Source organism: Acetobacter fabarum (assembly GCF_022483405.1).
Taxonomy (GTDB): domain Bacteria; phylum Pseudomonadota; class Alphaproteobacteria; order Acetobacterales; family Acetobacteraceae; genus Acetobacter; species Acetobacter fabarum.
The window spans coordinates 2,143,795-2,163,001 of record NZ_JAKVNI010000001.1; the positions used below are offsets into that span (position 1 = coordinate 2,143,795).

At 54.5% G+C, this 19,207-nt stretch carries 15 protein-coding genes and 1 tRNA gene; 5 read left to right on the forward strand and 11 right to left on the reverse strand.

The window, feature by feature from the left end:
- Positions 1-16: 16 nt before the first annotated feature.
- The 10 genes from LKE65_RS09965 to LKE65_RS10010 form a co-directional block, all read right to left on the reverse strand.
- The gene (locus tag LKE65_RS09965) at positions 17-1,258 is read right to left on the reverse strand and encodes an argininosuccinate synthase (RefSeq protein WP_086646755.1); all 1,242 of its coding nucleotides are present in this window, start codon (positions 1,256-1,258) and stop codon (positions 17-19) included.
- Between the two features lie 118 nt (positions 1,259-1,376).
- Positions 1,377-2,591 carry a 23S rRNA (adenine(2503)-C(2))-methyltransferase RlmN gene (gene rlmN / locus LKE65_RS09970; RefSeq protein ID WP_086646754.1) on the reverse strand — a complete coding sequence of 405 codons (1,215 nt, stop codon included), beginning with the start codon at positions 2,589-2,591 and terminating at the stop codon, positions 1,377-1,379.
- A 119-nt stretch (positions 2,592-2,710) separates the two neighbouring features.
- A complete protein-coding gene (locus tag LKE65_RS09975; protein WP_278741230.1) occupies positions 2,711-3,298 on the reverse strand; it encodes a hypothetical protein in 588 nt (195 codons plus the stop codon).
- Positions 3,299-3,442: 144 nt separating this feature from the next.
- Positions 3,443-4,183, reverse strand: coding sequence for a TlyA family RNA methyltransferase (locus LKE65_RS09980; protein ID WP_095350293.1), 741 nt, complete (start codon positions 4,181-4,183; stop codon positions 3,443-3,445).
- A gap of 4 nt (positions 4,184-4,187) precedes the next feature.
- Complete coding sequence (dxs, locus tag LKE65_RS09985; RefSeq protein WP_278741231.1) at positions 4,188-6,179, reverse strand: 1-deoxy-D-xylulose-5-phosphate synthase; 1,992 nt, start codon at positions 6,177-6,179, stop codon at positions 4,188-4,190.
- A 4-nt stretch (positions 6,180-6,183) separates the two neighbouring features.
- A complete protein-coding gene (locus LKE65_RS09990) occupies positions 6,184-7,119 on the reverse strand; it encodes a polyprenyl synthetase family protein (RefSeq protein WP_278741232.1) in 936 nt (311 codons plus the stop codon).
- A 1-nt stretch (position 7,120) separates the two neighbouring features.
- Positions 7,121-7,375: an exodeoxyribonuclease VII small subunit gene (locus LKE65_RS09995; RefSeq protein ID WP_172793731.1), complete on the reverse strand. Its 255-nt coding sequence runs from the start codon at positions 7,373-7,375 to the stop codon at positions 7,121-7,123.
- A gap of 87 nt (positions 7,376-7,462) precedes the next feature.
- Positions 7,463-7,696 (reverse strand): sulfurtransferase TusA family protein, encoded by a 234-nt coding sequence (locus tag LKE65_RS10000; protein WP_095350597.1) that lies wholly within the window; start codon positions 7,694-7,696, stop codon positions 7,463-7,465.
- A 70-nt stretch (positions 7,697-7,766) separates the two neighbouring features.
- A complete protein-coding gene (locus LKE65_RS10005) occupies positions 7,767-8,552 on the reverse strand; it encodes an RlmE family RNA methyltransferase (RefSeq protein ID WP_086646038.1) in 786 nt (261 codons plus the stop codon).
- On the reverse strand, positions 8,549-9,679 hold the full coding sequence (locus LKE65_RS10010; protein ID WP_278741233.1) for a Ppx/GppA phosphatase family protein: 1,131 nt from the start codon (positions 9,677-9,679) through the stop codon (positions 8,549-8,551). Before LKE65_RS10010 ends, LKE65_RS10005 begins: the two co-directional genes overlap by 4 nt.
- Before the next feature lie 194 nt (positions 9,680-9,873).
- Here LKE65_RS10010 and LKE65_RS10015 point away from each other — a divergent pair.
- From LKE65_RS10015 to LKE65_RS10025, 3 genes are all read left to right on the forward strand, one after another.
- Positions 9,874-9,947 (forward strand) — tRNA-Gln (locus tag LKE65_RS10015).
- 664 nt (positions 9,948-10,611) lie between these two features.
- Complete coding sequence (locus tag LKE65_RS10020) at positions 10,612-12,795, forward strand: EAL domain-containing protein (protein WP_278741234.1); 2,184 nt, start codon at positions 10,612-10,614, stop codon at positions 12,793-12,795.
- A gap of 118 nt (positions 12,796-12,913) precedes the next feature.
- A complete protein-coding gene (locus tag LKE65_RS10025) occupies positions 12,914-14,413 on the forward strand; it encodes a globin-coupled sensor protein (protein ID WP_278741235.1) in 1,500 nt (499 codons plus the stop codon).
- A 64-nt stretch (positions 14,414-14,477) separates the two neighbouring features.
- Here the strand turns inward: LKE65_RS10025 and LKE65_RS10030 are convergent, their stop codons facing one another.
- Entirely contained in the window at positions 14,478-15,383 is a 906-nt protein-coding gene (locus LKE65_RS10030; RefSeq protein WP_233129088.1) for a hypothetical protein, read from the reverse strand.
- A 328-nt stretch (positions 15,384-15,711) separates the two neighbouring features.
- Between LKE65_RS10030 and aspT the strand changes: the two genes are divergently transcribed.
- Positions 15,712-17,394 carry an aspartate-alanine antiporter gene (gene aspT / locus LKE65_RS10035; RefSeq protein WP_278741236.1) on the forward strand — a complete coding sequence of 561 codons (1,683 nt, stop codon included), beginning with the start codon at positions 15,712-15,714 and terminating at the stop codon, positions 17,392-17,394.
- A gap of 33 nt (positions 17,395-17,427) precedes the next feature.
- Positions 17,428-19,020 carry a bifunctional aspartate transaminase/aspartate 4-decarboxylase gene (locus LKE65_RS10040; RefSeq protein WP_278741237.1) on the forward strand — a complete coding sequence of 531 codons (1,593 nt, stop codon included), beginning with the start codon at positions 17,428-17,430 and terminating at the stop codon, positions 19,018-19,020.
- Positions 19,021-19,207: the final 187 nt, after the last annotated feature.

Sequence of the window (19,207 nt, forward strand, 5' to 3'; positions counted from 1 at the left end):
TCAGAAAAAGTGGCGCTTAGAGCGCGCCACCTTTACGGCCGATCTGTGCTCCCAGTCTCAGGCGCAACGCGTTCAGCTTGATAAAGCCCTGAGCGTCTTCCTGATTATAGGCGCCTTCATCGTCCTCAAATGTCACAACGCGGGTATCATACAGGCTGTTGGGGCTTTCACGACCCACACAAATCACATTGCCCTTATACAGCTTCAGCCGGACCCGCCCGGTTACGGAATGCTGGGAGGCATCAATCAGAGCCTGGAGCATACGACGTTCAGGGGAGAACCATAGGCCGTTATACAGAATGGAAGCATAGCGCGGCATCAGGCTATCTTTAAGATGCATGGCTTCACGGTCCAGAGTGATGGACTCAATGCTCCGATGTGCTGTGAGCAGAATTGTGCCGCCGGGCGTTTCGTACACACCGCGGGACTTCATGCCCACAAAGCGGTTTTCCACCAGATCAAGCCGACCGATACCATTGGCTTTGCCCAGTTCATTCAAACGGGCTAGCAACGTTGCGGGGGAAAGAGCCTCACCATTAATGGCTACCGGGTCACCGCTTACAAAGTCGATGGTAATTTCTGTCGCACGGTCAGGTGCTGCTTCTGGTGCAATGGTCCGCTGGAAAACAATTTCCTCGGGTGCAACAGCCGGATCTTCCAGCATTTTACCTTCGGAGGAAGAATGCAGCAGATTGGCATCAACCGAGAACGGGGCTTCGCCGCGCTTGTCCTTGGCGATGGGGATCTGGTTTTCTTCAGCAAAGGACAGAAGACGGGTACGGGAGGTCAGGTCCCATTCACGCCAAGGTGCAATAACCGTAATGTCGGGTTTAAGGGCGTAATAAGCCAGCTCAAACCGGACCTGATCATTACCCTTGCCCGTAGCCCCGTGGGCAACGGCATCTGCGCCAACAGCTTCAGCAATTTCAATCTGGCGCTGCGCAATAAGGGGGCGGGCAATGGATGTGCCCAGCAGGTACTGGCCTTCGTACAGGGTGTTGGCGCGGAACATCGGGAAGACAAAATCCTTCACGAATGTCTCGCGCAGGTCTTCCACAAAAATTTCCTTAACCCCGAACATCTCGGCTTTTTTGCGGGCGGGTTCCAGTTCCTCGCCCTGCCCAAGATCGGCTGTAAAGGTCACGACTTCGCAGCCATAGGTCTTTTGCAGCCATCTCAGGATAACGGACGTATCAAGCCCGCCCGAGTAAGCCAGAACAACCTTTTTAACGTCTTTTTTGGCGGAAGTCGCGCCCATGCACCAATCTCCTGATCACTCTGAATAACAGGTTTGCCTTTCTCCTATCACCGAGAAAGCCCCGGAGCCAGAGCGCTTTCCTGATGAAGCCGCGTTCTGGCCGGAAAAAAGTATGTTTTTATGCAGATGGCGTGTTTCTTGCTCTCTCACTGGCCGTTTTCAACTGCCCACAAGCAGCCAGAATATCGCGACCACGCGGCGTGCGAATGGGGGAGGCAAAGCCTGCATCCATCACAATTTGTGCAAACCTGTTCTGCTGTTCGCGCGTGGAGGGGCGGTAGTCGCTGCCTGGCCAGGGGTTGAATGGGATCAGGTTCACCTTGGCAGGGATATCAGAAATCAGCCGGACCAGTTCCCGCGCATCGGCTTCGCTATCGTTTACGCCGCGCAGCATGATATATTCAAAGGTGATGCGGCGCGCATTGCTCGCTGCTGGGTAACGGCGGCACGCGGCCAGAACCTCTTCAATCGGGTATTTGCGGTTGAGAGGGACAATTTCATCACGCAGGTCGTTCCGCACGGCATGCAGGGAGACCGCAAGGTTGATCCCCAGTTCATCCCCGCAGCGGTCCATAAGCGGCACCACACCGGATGTGGAAAGTGTAATACGCCTGCGGGAAAGGCCAATCCCTTCGCCGTCCATGATAATGCGCATGGCTTTGGCTATGTTTTCGTAGTTATACAGAGGCTCGCCCATACCCATCAGCACTATGGTTGAGAGCAGGCGAGGGGTGTCCCCCTTGGGGCTTGGCCATTCACCATAGGAATCCCGCGCAGCCATGAACTGGCCCACAATTTCGGCCGCACCAAGGTTGCGCACCAGCTTTTGGGTGCCGGTATGGCAGAAGGTGCATGACAATGTGCACCCAACCTGAGACGAGATACACACAGCACCACGGTCTTCTCGCCGGTCAGGAATATAAACGGTTTCTGCCTCCTGCCCATCACGGAAGCGGAAGAGAAACTTCCGGGTCTCATCCTGCGAAGTCTGCACGGTTGTCGGCTCAGGACGTGCGATGATGAATTTTTCAGCCAGTTTTTGCTGGAGCGGCTTGGCAATGCTGCTCATAAGCGAAAAATCAGTAACACCCTGATGATAAATCCAGTGCCACAACTGCTTGGTCCGGAAGGGTTTTTCACCAATTTCGACCAAAATTTCGGTCAGTTCCTCGCGTGACAGGCCAACAATGTCCCGCCGCCCATCTGCCGTAACCGCAGAAGGAGGGCTGAACAGGGCAGCCTTAGCCAGAATGCGCGTGCGCTCCTCGGCATTCAGTGCGGTAACAGCGGCGGCATCAGCAGGAATTGAGGCAGAGGGAACGGGAGACGACATGAGGGTATGCACTGTTTCATAAAATGAGGAGAGAAGGGTTCATAACAAAAAAAGAGGCTGACAGATACCAGCCTCTTTCACCAACCGTCATCTGCTCAGAATATGGCGCTTTTTACCCCTTACTGGGCGGCAGGCTGGTTCTGGCCTTTAAGGGCATTCTGGAGCCACGTGGCCATTGTCATTTTGGACGTATCCACATTATCCAAGATCATACCAATGGTTTGCGCGGAATACGCATCAGGCTTTGTATCGGCCGAAATAGGGAAGGAGGGGCGGGTAATCTCAATGGTCAACGCAGGCGGTGCGGGCTTGTCGTCACCAACGTTCATGGCGGCCGGCGCGGGTGATTCTTCCTGTATATCAGCGACAACCGACAATTTGGTTGCTTCCAGATTTTGCCCAAAATAGAGGTAAGCGTACGTAGCCGCGGCAGAAAGCACATCCTTGACCGTCTGGCGATACAGATCAGCCGTGCCAGCATTACCCTCCACATGCAGGGTTGCCGGGTCCGCTTTGATCGTCAGCACACCAGCCTGCATATCATCCTGCAGCAGCAACCCATCCTGCTCATAACCGCGCAGCAGAACACTCCCGGTTTCCGTCGCCGGGTGTGATGCCGCAGATGGATGATAAGCCGGAGCGGCCCAGACATATGAGCTGGAAGCCAAAAGGAAGGCGGCGCCAAACAGTGTCGCTATCTTGCGCATGATTCTGTGTTGCTTCCCTTACAATGGTGAACTGATCTTTGCTTTCTCTCAGAGAATTGTGGCAAAAAAATTGACCATCTGCCATGCAAAAATCGGGAAGCAACCTGAAAATTTAATTTAAGGTTTACACACAGCCGCTGCGGTTTATGCCTTTCGCTGTGCAGCTATCAGGAATTCCTTGTTACCTTCCGGCCCAGTAATGGGACTAAGCTCAATACCCAGCACCTCCCACCCCGGCAAGGAAGACCACCATTCCTGAATGGTGGCGCACACACTTTCATGCACCAGAGGATCGCGCACAACGCCTTTTGCGCCAATCTGCTCACGCCCGGCTTCAAACTGGGGTTTAATCAACGCTACGGCCCAAGCATTATCCGCCGCCAGACCAAGGGCTGCGGGCAGGACAGTGCGCAAGCCAATAAAGCTGGCATCACACACAATGACTTCCGGCGCGACTGGAATAAGCGTGGTATCCAAGTAACGGGCATTGCACTTTTCCAGCACGCTCACCCGCGGATCTGACCGCAGCTTCCATGCCAGTTGTCCATGCCCGACATCCACTGCATAAACATGCTCCGCGCCATGGGTCAGCAGCACATCCGTAAAGCCACCGGTAGAAGCACCAACGTCCAGACACTGGCGCCCGGCCGGGGAAAGACCAAAATGCTCCAGAGCGTGCGCCAGCTTGCATCCCCCGCGTGAAACCCATGGATGCTCCTGCCCCTTGAGTTCCAGAGGGGCATCTTCCGCCAACTGGTCTCCCGCTTTGGCGACGCGCTTGGAGCCGCTAAAAACCAGCCCTGCCATAATCAGAGCCTGAGCTTTTGTGCGGCTCTCGACCAACCCACGATCGACCAGAATCTGATCTGCACGACGCCGGGCCATGCCTTCAGGCCGTCCGTTCTTCCGTGAGGTTAACACCCAGTGCGTTAAGGGCGGTAGCGACGATGTGGGGTGCGGAGAGCCCGGCCTCGTCATACTGCGCGTCCTGCGTGTTGTGGTCGATAAAGCGGTCGGGCAGGGTCATGGGGCGGAAGCGCACCCGGTCAAGCAGCCCGGTGCGGGCCAGATGGTGGCAGACCTGTGTGCCAAACCCACCTTCGGACCCTTCCTCAATGGTGATCAGCACCGCATGGTTGCGGGCAAGGTTTTCCACTAAAGCCGTATCAATCGGCTTGGCAAAGCGGGCATCGGCCACGGTCGGGGGCAGGCCCTGTGCCGCCAGCATGTCGGCTGCCTGCAGGCAGGCCCCAAGCCTTGGCCCGAGCGAGAGAATGGCAATGCCACCCGTCTGCGCACCGGACTGGCGCCCCATCTCGCGGATAATGCGGCCCTTGCCAATTTCCAGCACCTGCCCTTCGGCAGGCAGGTCCAGCCCAAGCCCGTTGCCGCGTGGGTAACGCAGGGCAATCGGGCCTTCATCAAACTCAGCAGCTGTGGCTGTCATGTGCAGCAGTTCCAGCTCGTCTGAAGGCGCCATGATGGTCATGCCCGGCAGGCAGCCCAGATAGGCGATGTCAAACGACCCGGCATGTGTTGCACCATCGGCCCCGACCAGACCTGCGCGGTCAATGGCAAAGCGGACCGGCAGGTTCTGGAGCACCACATCGTGCATGACCTGGTCATACGCACGCTGGAGGAAGGTGGAGTAAATGGCGCAGAACGGGCGCAGACCCTCGGTGGCCATGCCCGCGGCAAAGGTAACCGCGTGCTGTTCGGCAATGCCTACGTCAAAAAAGCGGTCGGGATAGTTCTTGGCAAACGCATCCAGCCCGGTGCCGGACGGCATGGCGGCGGTGACCGCGGTCAGGCGCTTGTCGGTCTGGGCACGGCGGACAAGTTCACGTGCAAAAACCGAGGTGTAGCTGGGCGGGCCTGCGGGGCCTTTCTTCTGCTCACCGGTAATGACGTTGAACTTGGCTACGGCGTGGTATTTGTCGCCCGCGTTTTCTGCCGGGCGGTAGCCGTGGCCTTTTTCCGTAATCACATGCAGCAGGATGGGGCCTTTATCCGTATCGCGCAGGTTGCGCAGGATATTGACCAGCTGCGGCAGGTCGTGCCCGTCTACCGGGCCAACGTAGTAAAAGCCCAGCTCCTCGAACAGTGTGCCGCCGGTAATCATGCCGCGTGCGTATTCGTCCGCCTTGCGGGCGGTACGTTCCACCGGAGCGGGCAGCTTCTTGACGAATTTGCCCGCCAGTTCGCGCAGTTCCATGAACTTGCGCGACGACATGAGGCGCGAGAGGTAGTTGGACATGGCCCCGACCGGCGGAGCAATGGACATCTCGTTATCGTTGAGGATCACGATCAGGCGTTCAGCGCCCGGCCCGGCCACTGCGGCGTTGTTCATGGCCTCATACGCCATGCCGGCAGAGATGGAGCCATCGCCGATCACCGCAATCACATTGCGTTCACGGTAGGAGGGGTCATCCTCGGCGCGCAGGTGGTGTGCCACCGCCATGCCAAGCCCTGCGGAAATGGACGTGGAGGAATGGGCCGCGCCAAACGGGTCGTATTCGCTCTCGGAGCGGCGGGTAAAGCCCGACAGCCCACCCGGCTGGCGCAGGGTGCGGATGCGCTCGCGCCGTCCGGTCAGAATCTTGTGCGGGTAGGCCTGATGGCCCACATCCCAGATCACCCGGTCATCGGGCGTGTCGAACACCGCGTGCAGGGCTACGGTCAGCTCCACAACACCAAGCGAGGCCCCAAGGTGCCCCCCGGTGGTGGAGACCGCGTCCACAGTTTCGGCCCGCAGTTCGTCCGCAAGCTGCTTGAGCTGCTCAACAGACAGGTTGCGCAGGTCCGCAGGAACCCGAACACGATCCAGCGCAGGAAAACGGCCAAAAGTGGGAATCGGTGACGCGGCGTTCTGGTCGGCCATGATCTCAGTTTCTCCGTTCGATCACGTAGTAGGCAAGATCTCGCAGCCGGTCAGCCTGCGCACCAAAAGGTGCGAGTTCGGCAATCGCGGCTTCAGTTACGCGTGCAGCCTCGTTTCTTGCGCCATCAATCCCAAGGAGCGCCACAAACGTGGACTTGCCGGAGGCTTCATCCTTACCCGCAGTTTTACCAAGTTCTTCGGCTGTGGCTGTGGCGTCCAGCACATCATCCGCTATCTGGAATGCTGCGCCGATATTTGCGCCATATGCCCTAAGGCGCTTGCGCAGATCAGCCGAAGCCTGTCCCAGAATGGCACCGGCCTCAGCCGAGTAACGGATAAGGCAGCCAGTTTTCAGCGCATGCAGGTGGCGGACTTCGTCCAGCGGCAGGGCGCGCCCTTCACCTTCCATATCGATCATCTGCCCGCCGACCATGCCAGCGGCACCGGAGGCCTCCGCAAAGCTCTGGATCAGGTCGATGCGCACATCCGCACTTGCATGCGTGTGGGCTGCGGCAAGAATTTCGAACGCTCTGGTCTGCAGGGCATCCCCGGCCAGAATGGCCGTTGCCTCGTCAAACTTGCGATGCGTGGAGGGCTGACCGCGGCGCATGTCATCATCATCCATGGCGGGCAGGTCATCATGCACCAAGGAATAGGCATGCAGCATCTCAACGGAAGCGGCCACTCTGGCGGACTGGCTCTCCGGCACGCCGAACAGGCTGGCGGTTGTAACCGCCAGATAGCCGCGCAGGCGCTTGCCGCCACCTAAAGTGGCGTAGCGCATGGCGTCTATCAGCCGCGCATCGCCCCCCTTTGTAGGCGGAAGCAGAGCGTCGATCGTGCTTTCTATCACGCTCGCACGTGCGCCCATGTCCTGTTTGAGGAGCGCAGCATCAGTTGCGCGAATGATTGTGGTTTGTGTCGGCTCAGTCATCGACATCTCAGTCCATCGGTTTCATGTCCAACGACCCGTCGGACCGTTGCACGATCGCCTGCACGCGGGCTTCAGCTTCACTTAGCTTGGCCTCACAATGCTGCCGCAGGGCCGCACCGCGCTCATATGCCTTAATGGCATCTTCCAGCTTCATCTGGCCGCCTTCCAAGCCGCGCACAATTTTTTCCAGTTCGGAAAGCGCTTCTTCAAAAGACAGCGAAGTGATGTTGTCCGGCATCGTGCGGGCGTCCCTATCCTTCATGAAGGGCAGCCAATAGCGCGAGTAGGGGCCTTCTGCCAAGCCTTGCTTGTCAATGACTGGTGGAATTTCAGCTATGACTGAAAATTATCAGCCTTGCGCACGCCGTTTGATCGTAAAGGCGAAAACTCCGTTTTCATCTGCAAAGGAGACAAGGGCATGCCCAGTCTCCCTGCAGAACACCTGAAAATCGGATACTGAGGCCCGGTCAGTCGCCAAAACCCGCAGGCGCGCCCCTTCGGGCAAGTCACGAAGAACACGGTTGGCTTTGAGGACGGGCAGGGGGCAACTCAACCCCCTGACATCAAGAACAGTCTCACTCATGATCACACTTCATACCGTAGATTCAGAGGCACCCCAATCGAACATGCTGCCTGCATGCCATGCGGCATGTTCAGTCCTTGAGCCTGTGCGGCCTGAAACCTGTTGCCACAACATAGAGTTCCGCCGAATCCTTGCGGCTAGCCGGGGGCTTGGCGTGGCGCACAAGAGAGAACGCCTGTTTCAAGGTATCCAGCATGGCTTTTTCAGACCCACCCTGAAACACCTTGGCGACAAAACCGCCACCTTCGGCCAGAATTTCAAACGCAAAATGCAGGGCTTCTTCTGTCAGACCAATAATGCGGATGTGATCAGTCGGCCCATGCCCGGTCGTATTAGGCGCCATGTCCGAGACAACAAGATCCGCCTTGCCACCCAGCATGGTTGTTAGAGTGGAGGCCATGTCGGGGTCGGTAAAATCCCCTTCTATGATTTCAGCACCGGGCACAGGGTCAACCGGCAGCAAGTCAACCCCCACCACCTGAGCCGCGCCACGCTTGACCAGCACCTGTGTCCACCCCCCGGGGGCGGCCCCCAGATCCACCACGCGCATGCCCGGGCGGATCAGGCGGAACTTGTCATCCAGCTCAATCAACTTGAACGCAGCGCGGGAGCGCCACCCCTGCTTGTGAGCGGCCTGCACATATGGGTCGTTCAGTTGGCGGGCCAGCCATTTCTGCTGGGCTGTCGTCCGCCCCCGCGCGGTCCTGAGGGACACTGTTTGTGTACGCATCCGCTGCGGGGCATCGGAATCATCCTTTGCCAGCTTACTACCGGGGGTTGCGCTGCTTTTACGCGCGCGCCCTGGAACACGCAGTGTGGAAGAGTGCCCGGACGAACGGGGTTTCTTGTCGCTCATAAACCTGTTGCCTGAATCAAATTCTGTGTGGAGTGAGCCTGCTTGGCATGATGGGACCGCGCAGAGCGGCGTGACATGGGAGAGACTTTACGCAGCATGCGAAGAATCATGCCATCTCGTAACCCACGATCCGCAACAATAATATCCTGCATTGGCCATATATCATGAATAGCTTCAAAAATAGCACAGCCGGGCAGGACAAAGGGAGCACGGTCAGGGCCAATACACGGATGGCTCTCAATATTGCTCAACCCCATATCCTGCAGCTTGCGCATGGCCAGCCGCGCGCTGCTGGCAGGCAGCAGTGACCCGTCAACCGCAGCCCGGGCATAGCGCGGGAGGTTAAGAATAAGACTGGCAAGGGTTGTGACCGTGCCACTCGTACCAATCAGCCGCACCTGATTGCGGCGGATCTCTGAGCGGATACGGTGAACTGCTTCAAAGTCATTCAGGAATGAGCGGGTGTAGTCCACCATGGCACGGTAGCGCTCTGGCGTTAGATCTTCCATCGGCCCAAACTGCTCCGACAGGGTGACCACGCCCACAGGCAGACTAAGGTAGCCGATCAGGGATTCCGTTTGCTGCGCAGTATCGCTACGGATCCACGCCACTTCCGTAGACCCGCCGCCAATATCAAAAAGCAGAGCCCGGTTCCGAGGTAAGCCGAAACGGGGATTATGAATAAGGTTTGCGCAACTTTCGACCGCCAGAGTAGCTTCTTCCCGGCCGGAGATAATATGAATATCAAACCCGGCAGCAGCCTGAGCACGCTCAATAAAATCCTGCCCATTTACCGCCCGGCGGCAGGCCTCTGTTGCGACCGCCTGAAACATGCCCACATTCCGCCGCGCCAGTCGGTCTGCACAAATTTGCAGCGCTTCAACCGTGCGCCCCATGGCGTCCTCGCTCAGGCGACCTGTATGATGCAGGCCTTCCCCCAGCCGTACAGTACGGGTGAAGCTGTCCACCACCCGGAAGCCCCCGGCGGTTTGCGCTGCAATCATCAGGCGGCAATTATTAGTACCCAGATCAAGAGCGCCAAACAGATCCGGATCCCCGCTCATACCCTGCGAAGGGGGGAAAAGCCTGTTGACCGAGGGGCCGGTCCAGGGAAGAGGGTGATCCATCTGTCCGGTCCTTGGTTGTTAGGGTTGCACTGAATCTTCTCTTATTCTGGGGACCACGACGCCTGGGGACAAGATAAATATGCGCCCAAAACAAAATTCTTTTGTTGGATGGGGTTGCAAGCCCAATATGACGGTGCTAGTAGAGCGTCACCGGCAAGGAAGTGGTGTTTTACACTTCTAAAGCGTCGTCCTGCTGGGGGATAGTTTAGCGGTAGAACTACCGGCTCTGACCCGGTCAGCCCTGGTTCGAATCCAGGTCCCCCAGCCACTTTTTCCCGTAAAATATAAAATTCTACATTAGCTATCAGAGCATTTGCCTGCATGAGCGATGCAGAACGAGCAAAAGTGGCAGCTTATGTGTCGTTTGCCGCCTGTTGCAACTTCCACAATGATCTCACAACCTCCCCGCGACATCGGCACTGAATCCGAGCGAGAATCTATCGAGTTTAGTGAAACGAGAACAGAATCATCACATAAAGAATAAGATGGATTTATTTATTTGAATTGAGAATAAATAAAGCATTACTCGAATAAAGCATACTCTTCTGCCGTTCAGGCATTCATCCAGAGCCACGACACGCTAAATCGAGTGAAATTCTGTTAACAAACCCTAAACGGGCTTGATATTATCAAAAAATTATTCTTTTGTGGCAGCGTAAATGAATAAAAATTAGGTGATGCGTTTGATATTCTAGCTCTGTATCGCAGTTACAAGGACTTCGATATGGCTGCGCGGGGTTGTTATTTCGTACACTTACAAGAGGTTTTGAGGTTGTCATTGTTTAACAATGACTAAACCTCGGGTTGTTCACCGCAGGGACCATGCTTGCGGAATTAGTAATCGCAATAGAGGTCAGTCGGCTACACCTTCTCCCAAATAACGCCTGCGCCCAGAAACACTGCATAGTCCTTTACGCATTCAAGGCTTAACAATGCTCAATTCAGAATCTCTCACTCTGTCTCACGACACGACATTATATTTTGATATGCTTGAGCAGGCAGCCGATGGCGTTGTTATTATTAACCAGCTTAATCACATTGTGTTTTTCAACACTGCAGCCGAGCAACTCTGGGGCTGTTCTGCGGCAGACGTAATTGGCAAGAACGTGAACTGCCTTGTGCCGATGGAACATCGCGCACAGCATGACGGCTACATTAACCACAACCGCAATACTGGCGTTAATCATATTGTCGGCACCTCGCGCGAGGTTGTGTTCAGCCGCACCAATGGCGATTATGTCGCGGCTGAAATGTCGATTTCCACCGCCATCATCGGGCCGGACAGGCAGCGCTATTACATGGCTTTTCTTAAAGGGGTGACCGAGGAAAGCCATCGCAGAAAAATACTGGACCTCCAGAACCGTGTTTTCCATGAACTCTCTGGTGAATCTCCAGAACAGGACATCGCGGACATGCTCTGCTCAGAGGCTGAACAGCTTGTCCCCAACAGTGTTGCTGTTCTTTTACAGGTAAACTCTGAACAAAATCTTGAGATTCTCTCCGGGGAGGGCTTATCGCGCAGAAAAATTGCAATGCTTATGCGCATTGTCTTGACTGACGCGGATATAATAGCGCTAACCCAAGCCCCTGAAGAAGCACGCGCCATTGTCTGGAACGCTGAATCTGGCGGCGGGTATGAAAGCGAGTTTCTGGATTGCTGGGCTTCTGCCATCTGCAACGGGGCAGGGGAGCTGATTGGCATTTTTGCCCTTTATTCGCGTAATCGGGACAAAATAACCAACTGGCCTCAAAAAATTGTTGCGGGTTGCGTGCCCTCCTGCGCTGCTATTATCGAGCGCGGCAAAACCCGCTTGCAGCTCAGCCGCCTGGATCGCTATGACGCGCTAACAGGACTACTCAACCGTAATGCCGTCACAACAATCCTGAAGGATATGACCCTTCAGGCTGCAAGCTCTCCATTCGCCTTGCTCGTGCTGGATGTTGATCTGTTCCAAGACATCAACAACCTGATGGGGTATGACAAAGGGGATGCCCTTTTACAAACCATGGCCCAGCGCCTTACCTCGCAATGCCGAAGCAACTTCATAATCGGCCGACTGGGTGGTGACGATTTTGTTGTGATCATCCCCAACGGGGACCATGACATAGCCAACACCTTTGCTGATAATCTGACTGCGGCAATGCGTGAGCCGGTTGTTATCAATAATCAGGAAATTATCATCTCGTTGAGTATTGGCATAAGCCTGTACCCGGATGATGGCCTTGAAATCGAGCATATTCTGAACCGGGCCGAGATGGCCATGCTTGAGGCCAAAAAGACGGCGCGTAAAAGCTTCCGGCTTTTGGGGAGCATTGCCAATGATGATGTCCGGGCACGCGTTATCATCGGTTCGGCTTTGCGCAAGGCCATTCAGGATTCTGAACTCGAGTTGTTTTACCAACCCCAGATCAGCATTAAAAACAACATGCTGTATGGGGTGGAAGCGCTTTCACGCTGGCATCATCCAACATTAGGCACCATTCCGCCTTCACGCTTTATTCCCATTGCCGAAGAAACTGCCCAGATCGAAGCCATTGGCTTGTGGTCACTGGAGCAGGCCTGCATTCAGCTTGTGAAATGGGATGAAACCGGGCTGCACGTTCCCATTGTTAGCGTAAACCTGTCCGCCGCGCACTTTAGCAACCCAAGCCTGACAGAACAGATTGTCAATCTGCTTGCGCGTTACAACCTTGCAGCCAACCGCCTGACCATTGAAATAACGGAAGGCGGTATGATGCAACAGAACATTGAGACAATGACAACGCTTACCGCCCTGCGTGAAATTGGCGTTGGTTTGTCGCTTGATGATTTTGGCACGGGGTTTTCATCCCTGTCGCGCATTTCCCATCTGCCACTGACCGAAATCAAGATCGACCGCAGTTTTATCATCAATTTCGAAAAAGACGTCAGTTCTCTTATCGTCACGGAAGCGGCGATCAATATCGGCAAACGGCTTGGCGTGCATGTCGTGACAGAGGGCGTGGAAGATACGTTCCAGGAAGCCCGACTACGCACCATGGGCTGCGACGTTATGCAGGGATACCTGTTTGCCCGTCCTATGCCCCCGGGTGACCTTCTGCACTGGATGCAGACCCGACCAGCCTTTGCGCCATAGTCTGGCGTCCATACCTGTTCTTCAAAAACGTTATCTAAATTACCGAGGCATCTTCTGGCCGGGAGGGCATTCCCGACCAGAAAAGGAACCTCAGAAAAACAGAAGTAGGAGAATAAAAATGAATAGCATCTCTACGGAAATAAGACATTCACAAAATCGTGCGCAGGATTTTGCAGACCTGGAATATCGTCGCAAATTCATGCAGTTAACGGACAAGGATTGCGCCTCCATTCGCCTGATCAAGGATATTATTGATCGCGAACTGCCAATTGCACTGGACATTTTTTACGAGCAGGTTCGCAAGACACCTGAAACCAGCTCCTTTTTTCCAACAGAAGCAAAAATTGCGCATGCAAAACATGCCCAGCAGGAACATTGGAAAAATATTTCCTCTGCCAATTTTGATCAGAAATATGCAGAAAAAGTGCATACCATTGGCAGTGTCCATGCACGGATTGGCTTAGAGCCGCGTTGGTACATTGGCGGCTACACTATTGTGCTGGATCACCTGATCCGGAGCATTGTCTCTGATCTGACGCCAAAAACCGGTCTTTTTGCCAAAAAAGCAACCATTTCCACAGAAGAAATGGGGGAAGCCATTGCCAGCCTGTGCAAGGCGGTCATGCTTGAAATGGATTTAACTATCTCCGTTTATCTGGAAGAAGCTGAAAAGGCCCGCCAGAAATCACGGGATGAAGTGATCCTGAGAGAACAGACTTTTGTGGCGGACAGCTTTGGGATTATCCTGAGCGAAGTTGCAGAGCGCAATCTGTCCCAGAAAATGGACAAGGAACTGCCTTCCGCTTACATCCCGTTGCGCGATAATTTGAACGGTGCCATTGAATCCCTGCGTGAAACCCTCGGGATTGTTAACGACACAACAGAAACAATCGATATTACGGCAGGTGAAATCAATACAGCAGCACAGGATCTGGCACACAGGACTGAACAGCAGGCTGTCTCGGTTGAAAAAACAGCTGCTGCGGTTGAACAGATTACAGTAACCGTAACTTCCACAGCAGCACGCGTGACAGAAGCCAATGCTTTTGTGAACAACTGCCAGAATATTACTGAACAGTTCGGGGTCATGATCAATCGCGCAACGGCCGCGATGTCTGAAATTGAGCGCTCCTCCGAGGCTATCAGCAAAATTACCAATGTTATGTCCAACATTGCCATCCAGACCAACCTGCTCGCGCTCAATACCGGCGTAGAAGCAGCGCGGGCAGGTGAGGCGGGGAGTGGGTTCCGCGTTCTGGCTCAGGAAATCCGTGATCTTGCCAACAGGGCAGGGAATGCCTCCAAGGAGGTCAAGGAACTGGTCGAAACATCCCGTGGGCAGGTTCTGTCCGGTGTTACAATCATGGAAGAAGCGGGGCACGCCATCAGCACCATTATCTCAAGCGTGGCGGATATTGGCGATCACCTGAAAGCCATTGCAGAAGCAGCCTCCGAACAGGCTACGGCTTTGCAGGAAGTCAATAATGCAGTTTCCACCATTGATCAGGGCACTCGCCAGAACGCGGCAATGGTGGAAGAAACCTCAGCAGCAAGCTCCGGCATGGCACAACAGGCCCGCCAGCTTAAAGGATTGCTGAACGAATTTACGCTGGCGTAATTCGCTCGGCTCTCTGGCTCGCACCAAGGCATCTCATTTACGTAATGAGATGCCTTTTTTATTTTTAGTAAATCATGTTCACCGCAAACTGCGGCGAAACTTTAACACCTGTATTGTGGCCAGCATAATAGATTGCAGAGCCAACAATGACCCCAAAACGAGGGCTCCAGCTATATTCCACAGCAGGCGCGATCTGCCAGTCACCACTGCTGGAGGCAATGCGGTCAACATGCTTGCCCGTAGCGTTGGTGCCCCATATGCGAGAACCGTTTGCCCAGTCTCGCGCCAGATCCATGGCCAGAACCCACGAATGGTTCAGCCCATATTCCAGAGAAAAGCCAGTCTGCCCACTCATTCCAGGGCGACCACGACCATGGAAGCCGTTGCCAGTGCCATAGCTCGTCACATCTTCCAGATGTGTAGAAGCAAGCGCATGGCGGAACCACCCCCATGTGCGCAAACGCAAGGCGTGGCCACCATTTATAACGTAAGTAGATTGCTCAGTAATGGCCATACGGAACACATAGGCCCCCGTACCACTACTGTCCTGTTTGTGCTGTAGTTTGTTATAATCCCCCGTAGGGAAATACACCCCGGCAAAAAGGTTAAAGGCCGGAATGTATTTTTTAGGATTAGGGTCCACAAACCGCCAGACCATATCTACTGGAAAATCGCCGAATTTAGGCCCGGAAGAGTGACCCTGCCCACGCTCCCAGCCGTAATTAACCACGGTATGTGCCTGAATACTGATATGGTCAGTAATACCGTACTTCCACATGGTGGAGTTGCTAAACGTCTGTTGCCGCGGATGCTGCGGATGGCTGGTACCATCCGACGCAAAGCGGCCAATCGGCTGTGTGTAGCTATAATAGGGTTCAATACCAATAAGACCCGCATGCGCTTCTGCCCCGGAAGGGGAGACGAGTGAGCCTGTGTACCACTGCCCATCTGCCGCGCGCGCTGTTCCCATGTAAAAAGTCAGCAGGACCCCTGATGCAGCAAGCAATTTCTGATAATTTTTTGTTGTTCTACCTATCATTTTTATCGTTCTTTGCCGCACTTAATACAGATCATATGGGGGCCGCCCGTATAACATCGGCCAACGGAAAAATCCATACAGTATGGAAATAATACCGATTAAAACACGAATATTTACTTTGTAGGCATACCGTAACAATCCGGGATTGCAACTATTGTTCGTGGCAATATTTGCAATCCCTGAAAGAGTCACTTGACAGCACAGCCTGTCACAACAGAAATGTAGGCTTTGAAAACCAGAGAAGCGAAGTTCCTACTGCATGGAAATAACGAATTTTGTTAAAACGCTGCTCAATTCATGCCCAGAAATTGCGCTGTTTCTGGCCATTGCAATTGGCTACGCTATAGGAAAAATCCGCTTTGGTTCCTTCCAGCTTGGTGGGGTAGCTGGATCACTGCTTGCCGCTGTTGCAATCAGTCAAATTGGTATTCACATTGATTCCGGCATTAAGGCCGTGCTGTTTGCACTCTTTATTTATGCCGTTGGTTTTCAAAGCGGTCCGCAGTTTTTTCGCTCGCTGGGGCGTCAATCCATGCGGGAAGTGCTTATGGCTGTTGTTCTGGCCGTAAGTGGCCTGCTGACTGTTGTAACCGTTGCCCGTATCTTCCATCTGGACAAAGGGCTGGCTGCTGGCATTGCCGCAGGTGGCCTCACCCAGTCCGCCATTATTGGAACAGCCAGTTCCGCCTTGGAAAAAATGGGGCTTCCGCTTGCTCAGGTCCAGCAGATGCAGGGGAATGTCGCGGTTGGATACGCGGTTACCTATATTTTTGGCTCTTTGGGCCCCATTATTCTTTGCGTTAATATTCTGCCTTGGCTCACCAAGCGCGGCATTCGTGAAGACGCCTTGAAGGCCGAAGCCGCACAGATGGGCGGTGTGCATATTTATGCAGACGGTGAACAATCTGCGTTGCCGGAACTGGTCGGGCGTATTTTTACCGTTGCGCAAAGCGGGCAAACGGTTAGCCAGATAGAAACACCCGCAGTTACCGTGGAGCAGATACGCCGCAACGGCAGTATCCTCGGTCTTGCGCCAGAAACACAGCTTGCCGCAGGGGATGTTATCCTGCTCTTTGGGCACCGGGCCGATGTTATTGCTGCTGGGCAGACGCTGGGCAAGGAAATGCGCAACGCAGACGGCATGGATGTCACCATGGTGCGTCGCGACATCGCCCTGACCAACAAGGCATTTTTTGGCAAGACGATGCCAGAATGTGTGCAGCAGCTCGCAGCATCCGCACGGCATGGCGTTTACCTGATGGGTGTCAGCCGGAACGGAAAGCCCGTTCCCCTGAATGCTGACCTGCGTGCCGTATCGGGCGATATTATCTCGCTCTATGGCACTAGTCAGGACGTACAGCGCGTTGCAGCCCAGTTGGGGCCAATCCTGACCAGCAGCATAAAAACCGACCTTGTTTTCCATGGCTGCGGCTTGGTTCTGGGCCTGTTGATGGGGCTGGTGGTTGTGCGTCTGGGCTCTGTTCCCCTGACTTTGGGCAGTGGTGGGGGCGCTTTGCTATCCGGCCTTTTGTTTGGCTGGTACCAGAGCAAACATAGCACAAAAGGGAATATGCCCGTGGCATCTTCCGCTCTGCTGGTGGACCTTGGCCTTTCCGGCTTTGTTGCGGTCACTGGGCTGCAAACCGGCCAGCAGGCTGTGGCAACCATTGTCGAGCACGGCGTTACGCTGTTCATGCTCGGGGTTGTTGTAACGCTTGTGCCGCTTGTGCTGACCATGCTGTTCGGCCGTTATGTGCTGCGTTACGATAATACCGCCATTTTTGCAGGTGCTCTGGCTGGCTCACGCAGTGCCAATCCGGCTTTTGGGGAAGTCCTGAACAAAGCTGGCAATTCTGTTCCAACAACCCCCTTTGCCATTACCTATGCCGTGGCAAACGTGCTGCTGACCCTGCTCGGGCCTTTGGTTGTTGCTTTTTCCTGACCCTGTTTTGCATTTTCTGAAAGCGAGAACACGATGGCTATTGATTACGCCAAGTTCAAAGATCTCAGCCCGTTTGAGCTGAAAGACGAACTCATTCGTCTGGCATCCAGCCATACAGACCGCGCCATGCTGAATGCTGGCCGCGGCAACCCGAATTTTTTGGCCACGCTCCCTCGCTCGGCTTTTTTCCACCTTGGTCAGTTTGCCGTTTCGGAATCTGAACTGTCATTTTCCTACATGACGGCTGGCGTGGGCGGTCAGGCACGTGTTGAAGGCATTGAAGAACGCTTTGAGCGTTTTCTGGCTGACAACCGTGACAAAAGCGGCATTTTCTTTCTGGGTCGGGCACTCAGCTATGTGCGCGACCAAATGGGGCTTTCCGCTTCCGCCTTCCTGCATGAAATGGTTGAGGGCATCCTGGGGTGCAATTACCCGACCCCACCACGCATGCTGAGCATGAGCGAGCAGATTGCAGGCCACTACGTGCTGCGTGAAATGGTGGGCAGCGCCCTGCCGGTTGAAAGCACGGACTTTTTTGCAACCGAAGGCGGCACTGCCGCCATGGCTTATATCTTCAACACGCTCAAGCAGAATGGCTTGGTGAAGAAGGGAGATAAAGTCGCTATCGGTCTACCCGTTTTCTCGCCTTACATTGAAATCCCACAGCTGGACGAATACGGGCTGGAAGTGGTTTCCATTCATGCCGACCCGAGCATGAACTGGCAGTATCCTGCTTCTGAGCTGGAAAAGCTGAAGGACCCGGCGGTTAAAATCTTCTTCTGCGTCAACCCCAGTAATCCGCCATCCGTTAAAATGGATGACACCTCGCTGGAACTGATTGCATCCATTGTCAAAAATGATCGTCCTGACTTGATGATCCTAACTGATGATGTGTATGGCACTTTTGCAGATGACTTCCGCTCGCTCTATGCGGTGTGTCCGGCCAACACCATTCTGGTTTACTCCTTCTCCAAATATTTTGGGGCAACCGGCTGGCGTCTGGGCGTTATTGGCGTTCACAAGGACAACGCCATTGATGGCCTGCTCCGCGCTCTTCCCGAAGGCGTGCGCAAAGACCTCGGGCGGCGTTATTCCAGCCTGACAACAGATGCCGGCGCACTCAAGTTCATTGATCGTCTTGTGGCAGACAGCCGTGCAGTCGCCCTGAACCATACAGCCGGCCTTTCCACCCCCCAGCAGGTGCAGATGGTGCTGTTCGCCCTCTTTGCCCTGATGGACGAAACCAGCCACTACAAGGCTTCTCTCAAGGCAGTTATTCGTCGCAGGGAAGCAACGCTCTACCGCGAACTTGGTGTTGAACCCAAGGAAGACGCCAACGCAGTTGACTATTATACGCTCATCGACCTGGAAACGGTTGCGCGTGAGCTGTATGGTAAAAAGTTCGCCAAGTGGATGCTCAAGCGTGCCAGCACGGGCGAAATGCTGTTCCGCATAGCTGATGAAACCGGCATTGTTCTTCTGCCCGGTGAAGGCTTTGGGGTGCAAAAGCCCGCAGCCCGTGCATCTTTGGCGAATCTGAGCGAATATCAGTATGCAGCCATCGGGCGTTCTTTGCGCAAGATGGCAGACGAATATTACCAAGAGTTTTTGAAAAGCGACGCATAACTCCAAACACCTAGAGACGAGATGATTTTTCTCTAGGTATTGGGAACTCTTTTCATACAATAGTGTGGTGCATTTTTACTGCGCCACACTATTTTTACATGTTCTATCCATCGCCTGCTCTAGCAATGAATAATCTGATGGCTGGCTCCTTCCATCCCTCCACATCATGAAGAGCAGGGAAGTCGCT

Excerpts from the sequence above, each read along its gene's own strand:
- LKE65_RS09995 (WP_172793731.1), bottom strand. The coding sequence starts at position 7,375 with ATGAAGGATAGGGACGCCCGCACGATGCCGGACAACATCACTTCGCTG.
- LKE65_RS10040 (WP_278741237.1), top strand. The coding sequence starts at position 17,428 with ATGGCTATTGATTACGCCAAGTTCAAAGATCTCAGCCCGTTTGAGCTG.
- LKE65_RS09980 (WP_095350293.1), bottom strand. The coding sequence starts at position 4,183 with ATGGCCCGGCGTCGTGCAGATCAGATTCTGGTCGATCGTGGGTTGGTC.
- LKE65_RS09965 (WP_086646755.1), bottom strand. The coding sequence starts at position 1,258 with ATGGGCGCGACTTCCGCCAAAAAAGACGTTAAAAAGGTTGTTCTGGCT.
- LKE65_RS09990 (WP_278741232.1), bottom strand. The coding sequence starts at position 7,119 with ATGTCGATGACTGAGCCGACACAAACCACAATCATTCGCGCAACTGAT.
- LKE65_RS10005 (WP_086646038.1), bottom strand. The coding sequence starts at position 8,552 with ATGAGCGACAAGAAACCCCGTTCGTCCGGGCACTCTTCCACACTGCGT.
- dxs (WP_278741231.1), bottom strand. The coding sequence starts at position 6,179 with ATGGCCGACCAGAACGCCGCGTCACCGATTCCCACTTTTGGCCGTTTT.
- LKE65_RS09975 (WP_278741230.1), bottom strand. The coding sequence starts at position 3,298 with ATGCGCAAGATAGCGACACTGTTTGGCGCCGCCTTCCTTTTGGCTTCC.
- LKE65_RS10030 (WP_233129088.1), bottom strand. The coding sequence starts at position 15,383 with ATGGGAACAGCGCGCGCGGCAGATGGGCAGTGGTACACAGGCTCACTC.
- rlmN (WP_086646754.1), bottom strand. The coding sequence starts at position 2,591 with ATGTCGTCTCCCGTTCCCTCTGCCTCAATTCCTGCTGATGCCGCCGCT.
- LKE65_RS10020 (WP_278741234.1), top strand. The coding sequence starts at position 10,612 with ATGCTCAATTCAGAATCTCTCACTCTGTCTCACGACACGACATTATAT.
- LKE65_RS10000 (WP_095350597.1), bottom strand. The coding sequence starts at position 7,696 with ATGAGTGAGACTGTTCTTGATGTCAGGGGGTTGAGTTGCCCCCTGCCC.
- LKE65_RS10025 (WP_278741235.1), top strand. The coding sequence starts at position 12,914 with ATGAATAGCATCTCTACGGAAATAAGACATTCACAAAATCGTGCGCAG.
- aspT (WP_278741236.1), top strand. The coding sequence starts at position 15,712 with ATGGAAATAACGAATTTTGTTAAAACGCTGCTCAATTCATGCCCAGAA.
- LKE65_RS10010 (WP_278741233.1), bottom strand. The coding sequence starts at position 9,679 with ATGGATCACCCTCTTCCCTGGACCGGCCCCTCGGTCAACAGGCTTTTC.